The sequence below is a fragment of the Synechococcus sp. GEYO genome, from assembly GCF_900473955.1.
In the GTDB taxonomy this organism is placed as follows: Bacteria; Cyanobacteriota; Cyanobacteriia; order PCC-6307; family Cyanobiaceae; genus Synechococcus_C.
In genome coordinates this window covers 197,069-215,163 of sequence record NZ_UCNL01000003.1, presented here as the reverse complement: position 1 = coordinate 215,163, position 18,095 = coordinate 197,069, and the positions used below count along the sequence as shown (strand labels likewise).

The 18,095-nt window shown below is 59.2% G+C and carries 21 protein-coding genes; 11 read left to right on the top strand and 10 right to left on the bottom strand.

Going from position 1 to position 18,095, the window contains the following annotated elements; genetic code table 11:
* The first annotated feature begins 1 nt into the window (after position 1).
* Positions 2 to 1,012, top strand: coding sequence for an ABC transporter substrate-binding protein (locus tag DXY37_RS02125; protein WP_115125125.1), 1,011 nt, complete (start codon positions 2 to 4; stop codon positions 1,010 to 1,012).
* On the opposite strand, the gene DXY37_RS02120 is transcribed toward DXY37_RS02125, so the two are convergent.
* Together DXY37_RS02120 and DXY37_RS02115 are read right to left on the bottom strand one after the other, a co-directional pair.
* Entirely contained in the window at positions 1,001 to 2,077 is a 1,077-nt protein-coding gene (locus DXY37_RS02120) for an aldo/keto reductase (protein WP_115125187.1), read from the bottom strand. The two genes, DXY37_RS02125 and DXY37_RS02120, sit on opposite strands and share 12 nt — an antisense overlap.
* 77 nt (positions 2,078 to 2,154) lie before the next feature.
* Positions 2,155 to 2,739 carry a bifunctional nuclease family protein gene (locus DXY37_RS02115; protein ID WP_115125124.1) on the bottom strand — a complete coding sequence of 195 codons (585 nt, stop codon included), beginning with the start codon at positions 2,737 to 2,739 and terminating at the stop codon, positions 2,155 to 2,157.
* Between the two features lie 65 nt (positions 2,740 to 2,804).
* On the opposite strand from DXY37_RS02115, the gene DXY37_RS02110 reads away from it, so the two are divergent.
* Together DXY37_RS02110 and DXY37_RS02105 are read left to right on the top strand one after the other, a co-directional pair.
* On the top strand, positions 2,805 to 3,452 hold the full coding sequence (locus DXY37_RS02110; protein ID WP_115125123.1) for a riboflavin synthase: 648 nt from the start codon (positions 2,805 to 2,807) through the stop codon (positions 3,450 to 3,452).
* Between the two features lie 73 nt (positions 3,453 to 3,525).
* On the top strand, positions 3,526 to 4,116 hold the full coding sequence (locus DXY37_RS02105) for an HdeD family acid-resistance protein (protein WP_115125186.1): 591 nt from the start codon (positions 3,526 to 3,528) through the stop codon (positions 4,114 to 4,116).
* Positions 4,117 to 4,235: 119 nt separating this feature from the next.
* Here DXY37_RS02105 and DXY37_RS02100 read toward each other — a convergent pair whose 3' ends face one another.
* The 4 genes from DXY37_RS02100 to DXY37_RS02085 all read right to left on the bottom strand — a co-directional run bounded on the left by DXY37_RS02100 (position 4,236) and on the right by DXY37_RS02085 (position 7,790).
* Positions 4,236 to 4,592: an AbrB family transcriptional regulator gene (locus tag DXY37_RS02100; RefSeq protein ID WP_067092772.1), complete on the bottom strand. Its 357-nt coding sequence runs from the start codon at positions 4,590 to 4,592 to the stop codon at positions 4,236 to 4,238.
* Positions 4,593 to 4,687: 95 nt separating this feature from the next.
* Positions 4,688 to 5,302, bottom strand: coding sequence for a cytochrome c oxidase subunit 3 (locus tag DXY37_RS02095; protein ID WP_115125122.1), 615 nt, complete (start codon positions 5,300 to 5,302; stop codon positions 4,688 to 4,690).
* On the bottom strand, positions 5,299 to 6,969 hold the full coding sequence (ctaD, locus tag DXY37_RS02090) for a cytochrome c oxidase subunit I (RefSeq protein WP_115125121.1): 1,671 nt from the start codon (positions 6,967 to 6,969) through the stop codon (positions 5,299 to 5,301). The genes DXY37_RS02095 and ctaD overlap by 4 nt, the downstream gene beginning before the upstream one ends.
* Positions 6,966 to 7,790 (bottom strand): cytochrome c oxidase subunit II, encoded by an 825-nt coding sequence (locus tag DXY37_RS02085; RefSeq protein WP_115125120.1) that lies wholly within the window; start codon positions 7,788 to 7,790, stop codon positions 6,966 to 6,968. The genes ctaD and DXY37_RS02085 overlap by 4 nt, the downstream gene beginning before the upstream one ends.
* 231 nt (positions 7,791 to 8,021) lie before the next feature.
* Here DXY37_RS02085 and DXY37_RS02080 point away from each other — a divergent pair, with 231 nt between their 5' ends.
* Genes DXY37_RS02080 through DXY37_RS02050 form a run of 7 tightly spaced genes read left to right on the top strand, consistent with a single transcriptional unit; the run spans position 8,022 to position 13,306 of the window.
* Positions 8,022 to 8,951: a heme A synthase gene (locus tag DXY37_RS02080; protein ID WP_115125119.1), complete on the top strand. Its 930-nt coding sequence runs from the start codon at positions 8,022 to 8,024 to the stop codon at positions 8,949 to 8,951.
* Entirely contained in the window at positions 8,944 to 9,951 is a 1,008-nt protein-coding gene (locus DXY37_RS02075) for a heme o synthase (RefSeq protein ID WP_115125118.1), read from the top strand. The genes DXY37_RS02080 and DXY37_RS02075 overlap by 8 nt, the downstream gene beginning before the upstream one ends.
* Positions 9,952 to 9,979: 28 nt before the next feature.
* Entirely contained in the window at positions 9,980 to 10,993 is a 1,014-nt protein-coding gene (locus tag DXY37_RS02070; RefSeq protein ID WP_115125117.1) for an ATP-binding cassette domain-containing protein, read from the top strand.
* Positions 10,994 to 11,030: 37 nt separating this feature from the next.
* The gene (locus DXY37_RS02065) at positions 11,031 to 11,888 is read left to right on the top strand and encodes an ABC transporter permease (protein ID WP_115125116.1); all 858 of its coding nucleotides are present in this window, start codon (positions 11,031 to 11,033) and stop codon (positions 11,886 to 11,888) included.
* 4 nt (positions 11,889 to 11,892) lie between these two features.
* Positions 11,893 to 12,381 (top strand): hypothetical protein, encoded by a 489-nt coding sequence (locus DXY37_RS02060; protein WP_136975529.1) that lies wholly within the window; start codon positions 11,893 to 11,895, stop codon positions 12,379 to 12,381.
* A gap of 6 nt (positions 12,382 to 12,387) precedes the next feature.
* Positions 12,388 to 13,104 (top strand): N-acetylmannosamine-6-phosphate 2-epimerase, encoded by a 717-nt coding sequence (locus DXY37_RS02055; protein WP_115125114.1) that lies wholly within the window; start codon positions 12,388 to 12,390, stop codon positions 13,102 to 13,104.
* 19 nt (positions 13,105 to 13,123) lie between these two features.
* Positions 13,124 to 13,306: a hypothetical protein gene (locus tag DXY37_RS02050; protein WP_066905948.1), complete on the top strand. Its 183-nt coding sequence runs from the start codon at positions 13,124 to 13,126 to the stop codon at positions 13,304 to 13,306.
* Positions 13,307 to 13,331: 25 nt separating this feature from the next.
* Here DXY37_RS02050 and groL read toward each other — a convergent pair whose 3' ends face one another.
* The gene (gene groL, locus DXY37_RS02045) at positions 13,332 to 14,993 is read right to left on the bottom strand and encodes a chaperonin GroEL (protein ID WP_115125185.1); all 1,662 of its coding nucleotides are present in this window, start codon (positions 14,991 to 14,993) and stop codon (positions 13,332 to 13,334) included.
* Positions 14,994 to 15,122: 129 nt separating this feature from the next.
* Between groL and DXY37_RS02040 the strand changes: the two genes are divergently transcribed.
* Positions 15,123 to 15,299 carry a hypothetical protein gene (locus DXY37_RS02040; protein ID WP_115125113.1) on the top strand — a complete coding sequence of 59 codons (177 nt, stop codon included), beginning with the start codon at positions 15,123 to 15,125 and terminating at the stop codon, positions 15,297 to 15,299.
* A 25-nt stretch (positions 15,300 to 15,324) separates the two neighbouring features.
* On the opposite strand, the gene fabG is transcribed toward DXY37_RS02040, so the two are convergent.
* The 3 genes from fabG to DXY37_RS02025 are packed head-to-tail and all read right to left on the bottom strand — an operon-like array spanning position 15,325 to position 18,055.
* Positions 15,325 to 16,077: a 3-oxoacyl-[acyl-carrier-protein] reductase gene (fabG, locus tag DXY37_RS02035; RefSeq protein ID WP_115125184.1), complete on the bottom strand. Its 753-nt coding sequence runs from the start codon at positions 16,075 to 16,077 to the stop codon at positions 15,325 to 15,327.
* 47 nt (positions 16,078 to 16,124) lie between these two features.
* The gene (locus DXY37_RS02030; protein WP_115125112.1) at positions 16,125 to 17,225 is read right to left on the bottom strand and encodes a TrkA family potassium uptake protein; all 1,101 of its coding nucleotides are present in this window, start codon (positions 17,223 to 17,225) and stop codon (positions 16,125 to 16,127) included.
* Positions 17,225 to 18,055 carry a glycosyltransferase family 9 protein gene (locus tag DXY37_RS02025; RefSeq protein WP_115125111.1) on the bottom strand — a complete coding sequence of 277 codons (831 nt, stop codon included), beginning with the start codon at positions 18,053 to 18,055 and terminating at the stop codon, positions 17,225 to 17,227. Before DXY37_RS02025 ends, DXY37_RS02030 begins: the two co-directional genes overlap by 1 nt.
* Between the last annotated feature and the right edge of the window lie 40 nt (positions 18,056 to 18,095).

The window sequence follows — 18,095 nt, the reverse complement described above, 5'->3', positions numbered from 1 at the left end:
CATGAACCCTGTTGTCGTCCCGGCGCCATTGCTGAACCGTCGTCGGTTTCTCCAGTTCGCTGCTTTGACAGCTGCTGGTGGGCTCAGCGGCTGCAGCCGGGGAGGATCGGTTCCCACGCTGCGTGCATCACCAGAAACTCTGCCGTCCATTTGGCGTCGTGATCTGCCGGGCCCCTGGCATTTCCATGCGCTTTCAGGGACGACTGCTCTAGAGAGTCCGTGGCCGTCGCCAACGGACCTGTTGGCTTTGAACGACGGCTGGTTGTCGGTGATCAGCCCTGAGCGTTTGCAGGCGATCGCTGCTGAGGCTCTTCAGTCGAGGATCGGCCCTCTTGGCCAACGCTTCCTCAACGAGGCTCCTTTGGTTTGGAAGAACCTGCTGTTGCCGGTGGCCTTCAGCCCGTGGGTCATGGTGATTCGGCGTGATGGCAAGACATCTCCAGCGCTGGAGGCCGGCTGGGACGCTTTGCTCGACCCGGAGCTCAAGGGCAAGCTGCTGCTGCCTTCCAGCCCGAGATTGCTGATCTCTCTCGCCGAGAGAATGGGAGATGGCAATGCCTTGCGTCGCCTGCGTGCGTCGGCTCTCAGTTTTGATGACCGTTTCGGCATGAACTGGCTGCTGCAGGGCGATGCCAGGGTTGCCGTGCTGCCTCTGCAGCGCTGCATGGCGACCCTCCAGCGCGATCCCAGGCTCACGGCTGTGCTGCCAGAGAAAGGCGCACCACTGCATTGGACGCTGCTGGTTCGGCCTTCACAGACCGCTGAACCCATCCCCCAGGACTGGGTGCTGAAGGCCTGGAAGCAACCGTTGCTGTCTCGTTTGTTGGCACAGGGCTGGATTCCGCCACTGCCCAGGGGGGAGCTTGTTGGAGCGCAAGGTCGGATTTCGCTGCGACTGCGCCCTCTCGTGCTTCCGCAGCAATCGGTCTGGGAACAAAGCTGGATGCTGTTGCCACCCGATGCTGCCGAGCAGCAACGTTTGCAGCAGCTCTGGGAGGCGTCAGCCCCATAGCCGCCGTCGCGGCGCGGCTGCCAGCAGTCGATGGGTCTCCGCCAGCAGCTCGGGGATTGGCAGCTGGTGCGGGCAGCGCGGTAGGCAGTCACCGCAGCGGTCGCATTGGCTCGCATCGACCGTTTCCCACCAGTGCCCGGCACGGCCGATCAGGTTGTAGCGCTCCCCGGCGAATTCCATCAGGTCATGGCCATGGGCAAGATTGCGCAACCTCAGTAGCTCTGGGATTGGAACGTCATTGGGGCATGGCAGGCAGGCACGGCACTGGCCGCAGAGCTCATGCCCCAGACGACTCTCCCGCAGCTGCTCAAGCTGTGCGAGCGCCCTTTGCTCCTCGAGATCCAATGGACCGTCGCTGGATGCGAGTGATCGAGCCAGTTTGAGGTCTGCGGCGCTCTGGGCTCCCACGGTGAGTGTGCTGATGCCAGCTGCGAGCAGAAAGCGATAAGCCAGCTGCAGGGGCTGGAAGGGACTGCAGTCAGCTTTGAGAAGATCACTCGGTGCCTGCAGGCGACCACCCTTGTCTGCTGGTGAAATCGCAAGTACGCCCATAGACCGCTCCAGAGCTCGCTGTGCCAGAGGCATGCGCGTTGGGTCTAGTAGATGCAGATGCAGGCAACAGAACCGAAAGCGGTCACTGGCGATTGCACGCTCGATCAGAGCATTGGACCCGTGGCTGCTGAAGCCCACCTGGCGGACCTTGCCACTTGTGAGGGCCCAGTCGATCAGCCGGGCTCCCTCGCCGGAGAGCACCCAGTCGAGATGGCTGTCCAGGTTCAGGCCATGAATGGCCAGATTGTCCAGGGTGTTGATCCCGAGCCTGCCGAGGCTGGCCTCGAGAGCCTTGCGCCCAGCCTGAAAACTCTGTCCGGGAAGCAGCTTGCTGGTGATCACCCAGCCACCGTCGGCAGGTGCTGAGCCTTCCTTGTTGAGTTGTGCCAGGGCCTTGCCCAGAAAAGCTTCAGCGGGCCCATAGGCCGGTGCTGTCTCGAGATGGTTGATGCCAGCCGCAATAGTTGCGCGTAACACCTGCAGCATCTGCTCCGGAGACTGGAGGGCGCGCATGGTGCCGAGCGTGAACAGGCTCACATCGGCTCCATCGCCAAATGAGCGACGCAGAACAGGCCGGGGGAGTGTGCTGCTCAAGGGGCCGGCGTGTCGCCCTGGGCGTCTCTGGGGTCCCCCGGCTGGCGTGATTCCAGGTGTCGTCCCAGGGCTGCGGGACTGATCCCGTCGAGGAAGCGACGGAATTCATCGCGATCCTCTGCATCCGCTTCGGCATCCACGGCAATCGAGGCTTCCGCAACGACCTCCTCAAGCATCCAGATGCTGCTGCCGGTGCGGATGGCCAGTGCGATCGCATCACTGGGGCGTGCATCGATCTCCAGGAGGTTGTCATCCGCGTCCACAGCAGCCTCAAGGTCATCTGTTTCGGCCATCGTCGTGTCGCTATCGCTGTCGCAAAGGCGTAGGACGGCCCTGAAGGTGCTGTCTTCAATCGCGTGAATAATCACCCGCTCCAGCTGCAATCCCCCTGCGTCGAGCAATGCAGCCATCAAGTCGTGGCTGAGGGGTCTGGGCTGAGGCGAGTCATTGAGGCCAGCCATGATGTTGTGCGCCTGAGCCTGATCAATCCAGATCGGCACCTGGCGACTTCGGGATGGGTCCCGCAGCAGCACGATCGGACTGCGGCTGCTGGCATCCAGGGCGATTCCCGCCACGCTCATCTCGATCAAGTACGGCTCCGCCGCTCTCTCGATTATGACCAGTGCAGAGGGGATGGAGATGGGCAATGTTCACGGGGTTGGTCCAGGCGGTCGGTCAGGTCGAGCGACGTGGTCGTGCTCTGCTCGTCGAGGGCTGCAGCGCTTTCTCTCCACTGCAGCTTGGTGACAGCGTCGCCGTCGACGGTGTCTGCCTCACGGTGGCTTCACTGGTGGGTGACGGCTTTCTGGCGGATGTGAGTGAGGAGACGCTGCAGCGCACCACCCTGGGTGCGAAGGCCGCCGGAGGAGGATCGGTGAATCTCGAACCTGCACTGCGTCTGTCCGACCGTTTGGGCGGACATCTTGTGAGCGGCCATGTGGACGGCATCGGTGAAGTGGTCGCAGTGGAGTCTCTGCCCCAGTCATGGCATCTGGAACTGCGCTGGCGGGATGCGGACTTCGGTCGCTATATCTGCGATAAAGCCAGTGTTGCGGTGAATGGCATCAGCCTCACGGTGGCGGGTTGTGCTGATGCAGGCGCACGGTTCTGGCTGGCCGTGATTCCCCACACGTGGTCGGTGACTGCCCTTCGTGATCTGCAGGTGGGTGATGAGGTGAATCTCGAGATCGATCTGCTGGCTCGCTACACGGAGCGGCTGATCAGTGCCGGTGGCCCCCAAGACAAAACACCCCCGGTCAGCGCTGCCTGGCTTGCTGAGCACGGCTGGGGTTGACCGGCGTCCACAAACCATGGCGGGATTTGTGAGGTCTCAATACCTTTCGGATGTTGTTCACTCTGAACTGTTCATGAATTCCGAGGACCGCTCTGAATCTCTGGGCACCTTCAAAGCCTTCTCAATCGCAGAGGGGATTCTGCTGATTGTCTTGGGCGTCCTGGCCCTGATTTTCCCAGTCATCGCTTCGTTCTGGACCACAGGTGTGATTGCCGTGCTGTTTCTCGTCGGCGGTGTGGTCGGCTGGATCAGCAACCTTGCTCGTTCCGGTCGGATGGGGCGTTGGATTTGCTTCTGGCGTTTGGTGGTGTCCACGTTGTTCATCGTGGCCGGCGGCTCGATGATCGGTAACTTCCGTGATCCCGGTGAAGCCGCAGAGCAAGTTGCTGCATTTGCCTTGGCCATCGGCATCGTCTTCCTTGTGGAGGGCGTCGTGGCCTTCTTCAACGGACTGGCCAACAGCGGTCAGCCCGGCGCTGGATGGGCGATTGCCAACGGCGTCATCACCTTCATCCTGGGCTTGCTCATCGTCACCCTTAAGTTCTGGGGTCTGCTATGGGTGCTCGGAACGCTGGTCGGCATCAGCTTCCTGTTCAGTGGAATCGAGCTGATTGCATTCAGCGCCAGCATCGATGAAGGCCAGGATCCTCCTGCCATCGCTTGAACAAAACCGCCGGAAACAACAAACCCAAGGAACAGCTGATCGCTGTCTCCTTGGGTGAATGCTTTGGCTGATCCCCTTGGATGATCGATGCCCTGACTGAACAGTCAGGGATGATTGAGTCAGCTGGATTCGGCCAGCGGCAGAAGCGTGATCGTGCCGGAATCCTTGTTCAGCTCAATCTTGAATTCCTGGCCAGGAACAAGATCAAGGCGTTTGGTGTAGGCATGGCCGATCAGAAGATTGCCGTTGCCATGAACGCGTGTGCGGAACTCGGCTTGACGTCCTCGGCTGCCTCCTCCTGAACCACCATTGCTGGAGGGAAGTTTGTACCCCTTGGCTTCCACCAGGGCTCTGTAAAAACTTTTGCGCATCAGGCGGCCACTCGGACCGACATAACCGCAACCTCGGGCGATTTCATCTTCAGGGCGGTTGCTCAGAGCTCGCGCCTTGTTCAGTAATTCCTCTCCAACCAGCATGTCTATCGGAAAAGACACATCAATTCTGACTCCAGACTGCAACCCGGGCAAGGATTACGTCGAAGTTCTTTCACTTGATTCGATCTTGATGCTCGTTAGATCAGGTACAGAATCACAAAAAGAATGACCCAGATTCCATCCACGAAATGCCAGTAGAGCTCGGCGGCCTCGAGCGGAAAATGATTGCTGGCGCTGACACGACCTGAAGGTGTGCGGCATTGCCACCACACAATCAGGATCATCAGGGTCCCCAGGGTGACGTGCAGACCGTGGAAGCCGGTGAGGGCGTAAAAGGTGCTGGCATAGAGATTGTCCGTGAGGCCAAAGGGCAAAGTGAAGTACTCCACCATCTGGCTGGCGAGAAAGGCCAGACCGAGACCGGCAGTCAGCATCAGCCAAAGCCGGCAGCGTTCGTTGTTCTGTCTGCGCAGATTCACGCCAGCGCGGTGAAAGGTTGCACTGCTCACCAACAGCAGAATGGTGTTGAGTGTTGGCAACGGCAGTTCAAGCTCATAAATCGCACCTGGCATCAACGGATTGACTGCCTTGAAGGTGAGATAAGCGGCGAAGAAGCCTGCGAAGGTCATGGCATCAGCCACGAGGAATGCGGCCAGGCCAAACATGCGGTGATCCGGATGTTCAGCCCCGTGCTCTGCTCCGTGATCATCAATGTGATCAAGCTGAGCATTTTGAGGAGTGAGGGATGTCATTGACCGCTTCTCCAAAGATCACTGCCGCTGGCGGAGTTCAGATCGATTTCGTCGGCGGGGGTGCCGTAGCCGTAGGGATGGGTCACCAGAGGGGGATCTCCTTTCCAGTTCTCAACCGGTGGTGGTGATGATGTCAGCCACTCAGGAGTGAGTGCTCTCCAGGGGTTATCGCCTGCGATGGCACCGTAAAAGGCGCTGGCGATCACATTCCAGAGGAAAGGAAGGGTGCTGATGGCCATCAACAGTGCTCCTGCGCTGCTGATCTGGTTGACGAGCTCAAACTGCGGGTCGTATTCGGCAACCCGTCGAGGCATGCCGTTCAGGCCAAGCCAGTGCTGGGGAGCAAAGCAGAGGTTGAAGCCAACGAAGGTCAGCAGGAAATGCAAACGCCCGAGATGCTCATCGAGCATGCGTCCGATGATTTTGGGGTACCAGTGATAGATCGAAGCGAAAATCACAAACACCGAGCCTCCGTAGACGATGTAGTGGAAATGGGCAACAACGAAGTAGGTGTCATGAACGTGAACGTCAAACGGAACCTGTGCGAGCGCGACACCAGTGATTCCTCCGAGCACGAAGTTCACAATGAAGCCACAGGAAAACAGCACAGCACTGTTCAAACTGATTCGACCTCCCCAGAGTGTTGCCAGCCAATTGAAGAATTTGATTCCAGTCGGAACCGCAATGAAGGCTGTCGCAATCGTGAAGAACAGACGCATCCAGGGTGGCGTGCCACTGGTGAACATGTGGTGAGCCCATACCACCAATCCAAGACCAACAATGGCCATGATCGAATACACCATGGTTGTGTATCCGAACAGAGGCTTTCGGCAGTGAACCGGAAGAATTTCACTCACCAGGCCAAAGGCAGGCAGCACCATGATGTAAACAGCTGGGTGAGAATAAAACCAGAAAAGGTGTTGGTAAACGACAACATTCCCGCCCATTCCAGGATTAAAGAAACCTGTGTGAGCAACAATATCGAAGCTCAACATAATGAGTGTGCCAGCAAGAACTGGAGTGGAGAGAACCACGAGAATGCTGGTGCCAAGCATCGCCCAGCAGTACATCGGAAGCTGCATCAGCTTCAGCCCAGGACGCCGGAGCTTGAGGATTGTGGCGATGAAATTAATGCCGCCGAAGATTGAACTTCCACCCAGAAGCAGAACACTCAGAATCCAGATGATCTGACCGGTAGCAGGCGTTGTGATGCTGAGCGGTGGATACGCTGTCCAGCCCGACTGGGCAGCACCCGTGATGAAATAGCTGCTGATAAGCATCAGTCCTGCTGGAGGAATCAGCCAAAAGGCAACCGCATTCAGCCTGGGATAGGCCATATCCCTGGCGCCCACATAGAAGGGAATCAGATAATTTCCGAAGGCTCCGTTCACCACCGGAACGATCCAGAGAAAGATCATCACCGTCCCGTGCAGGGTGAGGATCTGGTTGTAAACATCCCTGGCCATGAAGTCTGAAACCGGACTCAGCAGTTCGGTTCGGATCGCGCCTGCCATGGCGCCACCAACCAGATAGAAGGCAAATCCGCACACGAGATACTGCAGACCGATCACCTTGTGGTCGACGCTGAAGCTCAGATAGCGAAGCCATCCCGTTGGCTGCAGAGAAGGTGACGCAGGCGCTGTTTTTTTGGGAGCTGTGATTGTCATGCTTCAGCAGCGGGGAGCTTTCGGTTGGACTGGAGCCAGGTGTCGAAGTCATCGGCGCTGTCGACCACGACGCTCGAGCGCATGCCTCCGTGGTAAGGGCCGCAGAGCTCTGCGCATACGATCGAGTAACTGCCGGTGCGGGTTGGGGTGAAGTCGAGCACCGTCGGCTGTCCGGGGATCACGTCCTGCTTCAGGCGAAATTCCGGAATCCAGAAGGCATGAATCACGTCCTTGGCCTCCATCCGCAGTGAAACGGGTCGGTCGACAGGGACATGCATTTCTCCGGAAATGAAGTCACCCTCGGGGTAATGGAAGAGGAATGCGAACTGCATCGCTGTCACCTCGATGGGCAGGGGCGGGATCCCCGCCGTCGTGGCTGTCTGGGAGTCTTGCGTCGAGCCGATGCCACCCCAGACGCGCTCATCAACCACTGTCTCCGAACCATGGTTGCCATGGCCGAGTGGAACCATCCCACCCATGCGTTCGTAAATGTCGTAGCTGTAGAGACCAACAAAAAGAACGACGATTGCCGGTACTGCAGTCCAGAACACTTCAAGTGGAAGATTTCCCTCTAAAGCCAATCCATCGCCGATCTGTCCGGGGCGGCGACGGAAACGCACAAGACTGAAAAGAATTAATCCGACTATTCCTACGAAAAGGATTGTGCCGATACTGAACAAAACGCGAAACAACTCGTCGTAAATCGGCGCGTTGGCACTGGCATCAACTGGAAGAAGGTTGATGTTCTGACCGATCCACAGCCCCCCGAGGACGAGGAGCATTCCTAAGACCAGGGTGAGAATTGCTGAGGGGATGGGCACCCCGGACCTCAACTTGTGTCTCTTCAGGCTATGGAGGTTGGTTAATAATCACCACGCGTTGATTGTTAAGCAAGCCTGAAAATCCTTCGGCTTTTCTGAGTTCCAGGGCTCTCTTGTCAGCAAAGTCGCATCAAGTCTGAGATTGCAGATGTTGCAGTCGGCTACACATCGTGCCGTTCTGATTCAGACGGCTACGTTCCGTGGATAACCATCTCCATTAAGGAGTTTGCGTTGACTGCATCGTCTATCAATCCGATTCGTCTTCGTCTAGCTCAGTTGGCTGCCCATCTCGTGGTGGCCCTTGTGGCTCTGGTGGTGATCGGGGGAGCGACGAGGGTCATGGAGGCAGGTCTTGCCTGCCCTGATTGGCCTCTTTGTTACGGCAGTCTGCTGCCTGGTCGGCAGATGAACGTCCAGGTCTTCCTCGAATGGTTTCACCGTCTCGACGCCTTTGTTGTCGGTGTGGCACTGCTTGTGCAGATGTCAGTGGTGTGGTGGCACCGCCGCGACTTGCCCGGATGGTTGCTGCCGCTCAGCGCGCTTCTGGTGCTGATGGTTGTGCTGCAGGGAGGCCTTGGAGCGCTCACGGTGTTGAAGCTGTTGCCTTCCGGGGTGGTCACGGCTCATCTGGCCTTGGCTCTCATGCTGGTGATCACGGTCAGTGGTCTCACCCAGACTTTGCTCGCATCCCCCCAGTCCATTGCGGCCCCTCGCTGGTGGACCGTTCTTGGCTCATTCAGTGTGCTGGCGGTTTCAGCTCAGTGCCTTCTGGGTGCTGGCATGGCCACGTCCTGGGCCTCACAGCGCTGTCTTGAGGCTGGCCAGTCCTGTCAATGGCTGTCTTGGCATCGTGCCGCGGCCACGCCGGCTGCTCTTTGTGTGCTGCTGTTCGTGCTGGTGGCCTTGCTCAGTGGTCGCTGGGGTCGAGAGCAGTGGCCGCTTCTGCTGGCAGCTCCTTTGCTGGTGGGCACGCAGATCGGCCTTGGTGTCACAACGCTGCGTCTTGGCCTTTCACAGCCCGCAGTGACCGTGGCTCATCAGCTCGTGGCTTGTCTTCTGGTTGCCGTTCTCGCCGGCCTGACCTGCAGGCGTCAACCAGCTTCATCAAATCCACTGCCCGTCGTTCTCGACTCTTCCGCCCTGGAGGCCTGTCATGGCTAGTTCCACCACAGCTGCACCCTCGGCTCCACTAACGCGCGAACAGGTTGTTCCATCGCGCAAGCGCATCAAGCTGCCTCCCTGGCTTGAGGTGGCCAAGCCGCGACTGATCCCTCTGTTGTTGGCCACGACACTCGGGGGTATGGCTTTGAGCGAGGGCTGGCCACTCTCCTCTCCGCGGCTGGTCTGCACCCTCGGTGGTGGAGCTCTTGCGGCCGCAGCCGCAGGAGTCCTCAACTGTCTGTGGGAGCAGGAACTTGATGGCCGCATGCAGCGCACCAGCGGCCGTGCGCTGCCCTCGGGTCGACTGTCGCCAACAGCCGCTTTTATCGGCGCAATCTCCTGCACCCTGGCGGCGGCAACGCTGCTGGTTAGTGGTGTGAATTGTCTTGCCGCAGGGCTGTCGTTGCTCGGGCTCTGCAGCTATGTCTTGCTGTACACAGCCCTGCTCAAGCCAAGAACACCCCAGAACATCGTGGTTGGCGGTGTCGCTGGTGCCATTCCTCCTTTGGTGGGCGCAGCGGCAGCCACCGGACATGTGGGACTGAGCGGCTGGTGGCTCTTTGCGCTCGTGATGGTTTGGACGCCGGCGCATTTCTGGGCTTTGGCCCTGCTTCTGCGCGATGACTACCGAGCCGTTGGCATTCCCATGCTGCCTGTGGTGAAGGGGTCTGTGGTGACAGCTCGCGCCATTCGCCGTTATGGCTGGGCCACCGTGTTAATCAGCATGCTCGGGATCTGGGCACTGCCGGAGGGAGGATTGTTCTATGGCCTGCTGCTGCTTCCGTTCAACGGACGTTTGCTGCAGATGATCGGCAAACTCGCCGAAGAGCCTGACAGCATTGATCGAGCCAAAGGGCTGTTTCGCTGGTCGATTCTTTATCTGTTCGGGATCTGCTTGTTGCTGATCATCAGCCGTCTTCCTGCTGCTTCTCTGTTCGATCTGCAGCTGAGGGGATGGCTGATGACGCTGAGTGCAGGATTCCCTGGGATTGCTTCCTAGATTTCAAAGGATTGTTTCTGTGGGCGGGATGTCACTGCTTGAGCTGGATCAACTGGAAAAGTCCTATGGGACCGTTTCGGCTCTGAGCGGACTCAGCCTGTCGGTTCCCTCAGGCTGCCTGTACGGATTGCTGGGGCCGAATGGAGCTGGAAAGACCACCGCACTGCGCATCCTGGCCACACTGCTTGCTCCTGACCAAGGACGTGTCGTTGTTGCTGGGGTGGACGCGCTTCAGGAGCCTCGAACGGTTCGTCAACTGATGGGGTACGTGGCTCAGGAGGTGGCGATTGACAAGATCCTCACTGGCCGCGAACTCCTGGCACTCCAGGGTGATCTCTACCATCTGCCGCGGCAGGACCGGAACAATCGGATTGATCAACTGGTGGATCGGATGTCGATGGGTGACTGGATCGATCGTCGCTGCGGCACCTACTCCGGCGGCATGCGACGTCGCCTGGATCTTGCTTCCGGATTGCTGCATCAACCCCAGCTGCTTGTTCTGGATGAGCCGACGGTCGGTCTCGATATCGAGAGTCGCGCTGTGATCTGGGAGGTGCTTCGAGACCTTCGCGATCAGGGAACCACGATCCTGCTGAGCAGTCATTACCTCGAGGAAGTGGAAGCACTTGCTGATCGGATGGCGATTATCGATGCCGGTCGTGTGATCGCAGAGGGTGCCCCAGAAGCCCTGAAACGTGAGCTCGGTGGAGATCGGGTGACTCTGAGAGTGCGCGAATTTAGTGATCAGCCGGAAGCGGAACACGTTCGTCAACTTCTCGAAGTGGTGGACGGCGTGAGACGGATCGTGATTAATCGCGCTCAGGGTTATTCACTCAATCTCGTTGTCGACGGTGAGCATGTCCTTGCGGCGCTGAAGCAACGCTTGGCGAGCGAGGCTTTCGAAGTGTTTTCCCTGTCACAGAGTCGTCCCAGCCTCGACGATGTGTATCTGCAGGCCACGGGCCGCACGCTGATGGATGCCGAGCTTGCCGTGGCTGGTCAGCGCGATCCCAAGCAAGAGCGACGCCAGTCGATGCGTTGATGCCTCCCCTGATGTTCTTTCAGTTTCCGTCTTGTCAATGACCAGTCCTGCCCTCGGTACAAATCCCTCCAACTCCGACAACGGCTCGGCGATTGCCGAGCTTCTGCAGGAAACCCTCGCTCTCACGCGACGTCTGTTCCTTCAGCTGCAACGGAGGCCATCCACGTTGGTGGCCGGTGTGCTTCAGCCATTGATCTGGCTGGTTCTGTTTGGTGCACTGTTCTCACGCGCACCTGAGGGACTGCTGCCGGGAGGCATGAGCTATGGGCGTTTTCTCGGAGCGGGGGTGATTGTGTTCACCGCCTTCAGTGCTGCGCTCAATGCAGGGCTTCCAGTGATGTTCGACCGTGAATTCGGCTTTCTGAACCGCCTTTTGGTCGCTCCGCTGCGCAGTCGCAGTTCGATTGTTCTGGCCTCTGTGATTTACATCACGACGTTGAGTCTTGTGCAGAGTCTGGCGATCATGCTCACGGCATCTCTGCTCGGTTATGGGTGGCCAGGCGCGGCTGGTTTGCTGCTGGTGATGGTCACGTTGCTGCTGCTGGTGTTCGCAGTCACAGCATTGAGCCTCGGACTGGCCTTTGCCCTGCCAGGTCACATCGAACTGATTGCGGTGATCTTTGTGGCCAACTTGCCTCTGCTGTTCGCGAGCACGGCATTGGCCCCTTTGAGTTTCATGCCTCCCTGGCTGGGCTGGCTTGCATCGCTAAATCCCCTTACCTTCGCGATTGAACCCATTCGTGCCGCTTATGCCGGCCCGCTTGATCTGTCATCGGTTCTGTTGGAAGCGCCCTATGGATCCGTTACCGGCACCACCTGCCTTCTGGTGTTAACGCTGCTGACGGCCGCCTTGTTCCTCCTGATCCGCCCTCTGCTCAATCGCAAGCTTGCCTGATTCCGTGAACCATTCCCCTTACCAGCATCAGGACCCTCGTCAGATCAGCCTTCAGCAATTGATTGAAGAGGCGCTGCAACAGGACGATCACTCGTTGTTGACCCGGTTGGAACAGCAGTGGGTTCATCGCTTCGGTGTCGACTCCCTGCCGGAGGGTTTGCTGGCTTCTGAAGACTGTTCGCCACCATCCATGGCACAGCCAATGGCTGAGGTTGCTCCGATCGCTTCTCCTGAATCTTCTGCAGCGCCTGATGCGCCTGAGGCCAAACTCGAAGCAACATCAGCTGTGGAATCTGAGACCCCGAGTCCTGGGGTGAATCGTTTCAGCGCGTTGTTGAAAAACTGTCTGGATGACGTGGGTCGTGTTGTGGATCCTGAGATCAGTGCCGACACGCCGGCCCCGAGTCTTCGCCCGGTTCCAGCTGCCGGTCCTCAACGACTGCGTCGCTGGCTGACACCTCTCAGCGAGCATGATCTGCCCAAAGCGTCCTGAGACGTCATGGTCGTCTCGTCAGAGAATCGCTTGTCCCGGGACCATCTCCAGGGGGGCTTGATCATTTCGGTTCAGGCCCCGGAGGGTTCTCCGATGCGTCATCCCGATGTGATCGCCGCCATGGCCGAAGCCAGTCTTCGCAATGGTGCCGTCGGGGTGAGGCTTGAGAGCCCGGAGCACATCGGAGCGGTTCGGGAGCGTTGCCCGGATGCTCTGATCGTGGGCCTCTGGAAACGCTCCTTCCCTGACAGCTCCGTCTATATCACGCCTCGTTGGGAAGACATCAGGGCTGTCTGGGCTGCCGGTGCCGATGTGATTGCGCTGGATGCCACTGCTCGCAAGCGGCCCTCGGGCCAAGAGCTTGAGATGCTGATCGAGCAAGCGAGAACAGAGCTTGGTGCAACTCTGATGGCGGATGTCGACAGTGTTGAAAACGGCCTGAGGGCTGCGGCTCTGGGATGTGATTGGGTTGGAACGACCCTGTTTGGCTACACAGAAGACACCGCTCAGCTGTCTCCGCCGGCCATGAACCTGTTACATCCCTTGAGAGAGCAGCTTCCCTCTTCAACCCTGCTGGTGTGCGAGGGGGGCATCGCTTCGGCTGTCATCGCAGCTGATGCCATCGATGGGGGCGCGGACGCGGTGGTTGTTGGGACAGCCATCACCGGTGTTGATCTCCAGGTGGCGGCCTATTGCAGGCACCTGAAAAGGCAGACTGTCTGAGTCCCGCGAGACTCATGCCATGTTGCGCCTGATTTCCCTCCCGGCGATGGTCGGCGGACTGGTTCTGGCTCTGCCTGTTGCAGGTTTACCGATGGGCGAGCTCCAGGCTCTGAACAGAGAGCTGGGTCATCTCTGCAGCAAGCCCCCGCGAGAAGCACTGGCAGTTTGTCGGATTCACGCACGCCTGGTTCAGGCTCTCTGAGCAGAACCAGACGTGCGTTGACGCTTTACATCATTCCGGGCATTCCCATACCGCCCATGCCACCCATACCGCCCATGCCACCCATGGGATCACCGCCGGCTGCTGGCGGAGCAGCGGGCTCAGGTTTGTCGGCCACAACCACTTCAGTTGTGATCAGCAGTGATGCAATCGAAACGGCGTCCTGAAGTCCAAGGCGGACCACTTTGGCGGCATCAAGGATGCCCGCCTGCAGTAGATCCTCGTAATTGCCCGACACGGCATTGAATCCCTGGCCGGAGCGTTGCACCTGCTCCACGACGATATCCCCGTTCGCGCCGGCATTGATGGCGATCTGCTTGAGGGGAGCACTCAGGGCGCGCTGGACAATCTCCACGCCCGTTCGCTGATCACCTTGCAGCTCAGCAGCAATGGAATCAAGGGTTCCTGCCAGTTGCAGCAATGTGGAGCCACCCCCGGCAACAATGCCTTCCTCAACGGCGGCTCTGGTGGCATTCAGGGCATCTTCGATGCGCAGCTTGCGGTTTTTGAGCTCCGTTTCGGTGGGTGCTCCCACCTTGATCACGGCAACGCCACCAGCGAGTTTGGCAATGCGTTCGGTGAGCTTTTCGCGGTCGTACTCCGACTCGGTGTTGTCGAGTTCACGGCGAATGGAGGCCACACGCTCTGCCACTGCGTCTCGGCTTTCCTCGCCAGCGACGATCGTGGTGCTTTCCTTGCTGATCGTGATTCTGCGGGCGCGGCCGAGATCGGCGAGTGTGACCTTCTCGAGGGTCATCGCCCGGTCTTCGCTGATCACTGTGCCGCCGGTGAGGATGGCGATGTCTGCCAGTGCTGCTTTGCGGCGCTCGCCAAATGATGGAGCACGCACAGCAGCGACCTGCAGAACGCCGCGGTTTTTGTTGACCACCAGGGTTGCCAGAGCTTCCCCGTCAACCTCTTCGGCCAGAACCACCAGGGGAGAGCCGGACTGCTGAACGGCTTCGAGAACCGGTACCAGGTCGGCCACTGCACTCACTTTGCGGTCAGTGAGCAACAGCAGTGCGTTGTCGAATTCGCAGATCTGGCGGTCACCGTCGGTGACGAAATAAGGGGAGCTGTAGCCACGGTCGAAGGCCATGCCTTCAGTGACATCGAGCTCAGTGGCCAGCGATTTGGATTCTTCGACGGTGATCACTCCGTCGACGCTGACCTTATCCATCGCTTCTTTGACCATCTGACCCACCTCTTCATCGCCGCCGGCGCTGACCGTGGCCACCTGACGGATGGCATCTCCGCTGACGGCCTGGCTTCGCTCAGCAAGACCTTTAACCACATGTTCAACCGCCGCTTCCATGCCACGGCGAAGTTCGATCGGACTGGCTCCTGCTGCCGTGTTGCGCAGACCTTCCTCCACCATGGCTTGCGCCAGCACGGTCGCTGTGGTGGTGCCATCTCCGGCTTTGTCTTTGGTCTTGGACGCCACCTGCTGGATCAGTTTGGCGCCGATGTTTTCGAAGGGATCCTCGAGCTCGATCTCCTTCGCAATCGTGTCGCCGTCATTGATGATGTCGGGTGCTCCGAATGACTTCTCAAGCACCACGTTGCGACCGCGTGGACCAATAGTGACGCGGACTGCATCGGCGAGAGCATTCATCCCTCGCTCCAGCGCAGCGCGAGATTCATCCGAAAAACTGAGAAGCTTGGCCATGATCGACACTTACCCGCTCGTCAATGTCCCACAACGACAGGACTCTTGACTTCCTGCTGGAAGTGGGGAAAGCCGAATCTTCGGGCGCTGATCTCTGCTGGAGGGGGCTGCGCTCGTTAGCGTTGATCCATGGCCAATTCAGGAGCACTGTTCTTTGTTCTGCTGGCCGGGCTGGCCGGGATCATGGCTTTGGTCTACGTGCCGTTGCGGATCTTTCTTACCGCAACAGAGCGCAGCCGCAGATTCAGATTGCTGCAGCGGATCCGCAAATTGAGGGATGAACTGGGTCAACCTCTTGAGCCTTAACGCAGCAGGCCGCAGCTGACCTTCCTCAGCCCATCACCATGCCGCCGTCAACCTGCAGAACCTGACCGGTGATGTAGGCCGCCGCAGGGTCAGCTGCCAGAAACCTCACAGTCCCGGCGACCTGTTCCGGGGTTCCGAATTGACCCAGGGGGATGGCCGCGAGAATGCCTTCCGCATCCAGGTCCTTGGTCATGTCGGTGGCGATGAAGCCCGGAGCCACGGCATTCACGGTGATGCCACGGCTGGCCATCTCCTTGGCGGTGCTTCTGGTGAACCCCACGACGCCGGCTTTGGCTGCGGCGTAATTGGACTGTCCAGCATTGCCCATCAGGCCAACGACAGAGGTGATGTTGATGATCCGTCCACTTTTCTGCTTGAGCATTGGGCGGGTCACCGCCCTGGTGCAGAGGAAGACACCACTCAGGTTCAAATTGATGACGGCTTGCCAGTCTTCGGTCTTCATCCGCATCAGCAGACCGTCGCGGGTGATGCCAGCGTTATTGACCAAGACGTCGATCCGGCCACTCCGCTCGATCACGGACTTGATCAGGCCGTTGACAGCGTCCTCCTCGGCAACGTTGGCCTGAAGGGCATAGGCCTGACCACCAGCTTCCTTGATCTCATTGACCACCGCATCGGCTGCATCAGGTGAGCTGGAATAGTTCACGACCACTTCCGCACCCGCCTCAGCCAGGGCGAGGGCAACGGCACGACCGATTCCTCGGCTGGCGCCAGTTACCAGAGCGATCTGGCCATCGAGGGTGCGGATGCTGCTCATGCAAGGACCTGTGATCCGCTGATCGTACGGACCTGCAGGACCAGCTTTCATTCATTCGTTTGCATGCCTCGCATCGTTTCCACCTCGTCAATGGCATCGCCAAGAATTTGACGAAGATCTTGCAGTTGCTGCTTGCTTCCCATCACCACAAGCATCTGTCCTGGGGCCAAGGCGACTTCGCCATTGGGATTGGCCAACAGGGTGTTGTTGTCACGGATGGCGAGCACCATGGCTCCGGTGCGTCGTGCCAAGTCAAGGTCCTGCAGGCTGCGGTGGGCGATCTGACTCATCAGTAGGGGGTCTTCACTGAGGCGGAATTCTTCGATTTCGCAGTCGGATCCCGCCAGTAGATCCGTGAAGTCGACCGCCAGTGGTCGCAGGGCCGTCGTCGCCATCAGCCGACCACCGGCCACGTAAGGGCTCACCACCACACTGGCGCCTGCCAGTTCAAGTTTCGCCGCCGCTTCCTCGCTGTCAGCCCGCGCGATCAGACGACAGCGCTGCTCAAGTCCCCGGGCGCTCAGGATCACGTAGAGATTGGCTGCATTGCTCGGTAGTGCGGTCACCAGGCTTCGGCAACGATCGAGCCCTGCCTCCATCAAGGTTTCGTCCAGGGTGGCGTCGGCCTGGAGCACTTGGAGTCCGCGTTCTTCAGCAGCTTGTTTTCGCAAGGGGTCAAGTTCGACCACGAGCACCGGTGCTTGTTCGAGGAGCAGCTGCTCACCGATCTCACGACCGATCCTGCCGTAGCCGCAAAGAATGACGTGGTCTTGCATGCGCCGCAGCATCCGGCGAAACCTCAGCTCCCGTACCTGACGGAAGTATCCGGATTCTGACAACCCCAGCACGCGCTGAATCGAGAGCTGAACAACCAGCAGTCCTCCGGCAATGATCAACACCGTGACCAACCGCCCTGGCTGGGACAGAGGCTCCACTTCTCCGTAGCCAATGGTGCTGATCGTGATCAGCACCATCCAGAGGCAATCTCCCCAATCCCATCCTTCGGTGATTCGGTAACCGATGGCTCCGCCGAGGACCAACACGGTCAGTGCGAGACCTGGCAGTAACCAGGGCCTCGCGAGGTGTCTCAGTTGACGGCTACGGCCACTGAGTAGATCGTGTCGTCTGCTCCGCCGGGAGCGCATCATCAGAAGCCGAGAGCTTGCATCACGTCGGAGACCGTGAGTGAGGACAGATCCTCGCGATCAAGTCTGCGAATCATCTCTCTTTCGGGAAGCTGGTCCGCTTTGGCGCCCAAGGCAACCAGAGGCAGCCCGCAGTAGGTGGCCATCAACTGGGTTAGGGAACAACTGCTGAGAACGACATCAGCGCAGGCCACGGCAGCGGCTCGCTCGGCGACGGGCAGGTTGGTCGGCAGAACAAGGCTGCGCAATTGGGGCAGCTTGTTGCGGATGGTCTCCGGGAGTGACGCCCAGCGTTCCTGAGGCCAGTCACCAGGGAATGCGCCGGGGGCTAGCAGCAGCAGGGGGCCATCCCCTGATGGCTGAGCACTGCGGGCTTTCTCCATGGCATCCGCAGGCAGGCTGAGGCGGAAGGCATCGGCATTCAGAGAAACGCCCATCGGGGACAGAAAAGCTTCAAGCTTCTGGGGTGCCCAGCCTGATTCCACCGTGGCGGAGGCCGTACTGGCGAAGCCTTCCGTGGCCACCCGCATGGGGATATGGCTCATTGACAGCATTAAATTCACCTGCCTTCCGGTGGCGAAATTGAGGCATGCCTGGAAGTCAGGCTCCCTGACCAGTCCCAGAAGATTGGCCCAATCCGACAGATTCGGATCCGCCTCGAAGGGGAAGGGAATCACTTTCTTCACCGCCGGAAGCATGGTCCATAACCCGCGATGGGATGGATCGCAGGCCACCTGAAGGCTTGCCTCAAGCTGATCAGCGGCAGCAGCGAGAGCCGGCAGGCGCTCGAGCTGTTGCTGAAGGCTTCCGGGGCTGAGAGCGAGAACGCGCATGAAGCAGCAGCACAGGTGGTGCGAGCTGATTGTATGGAGG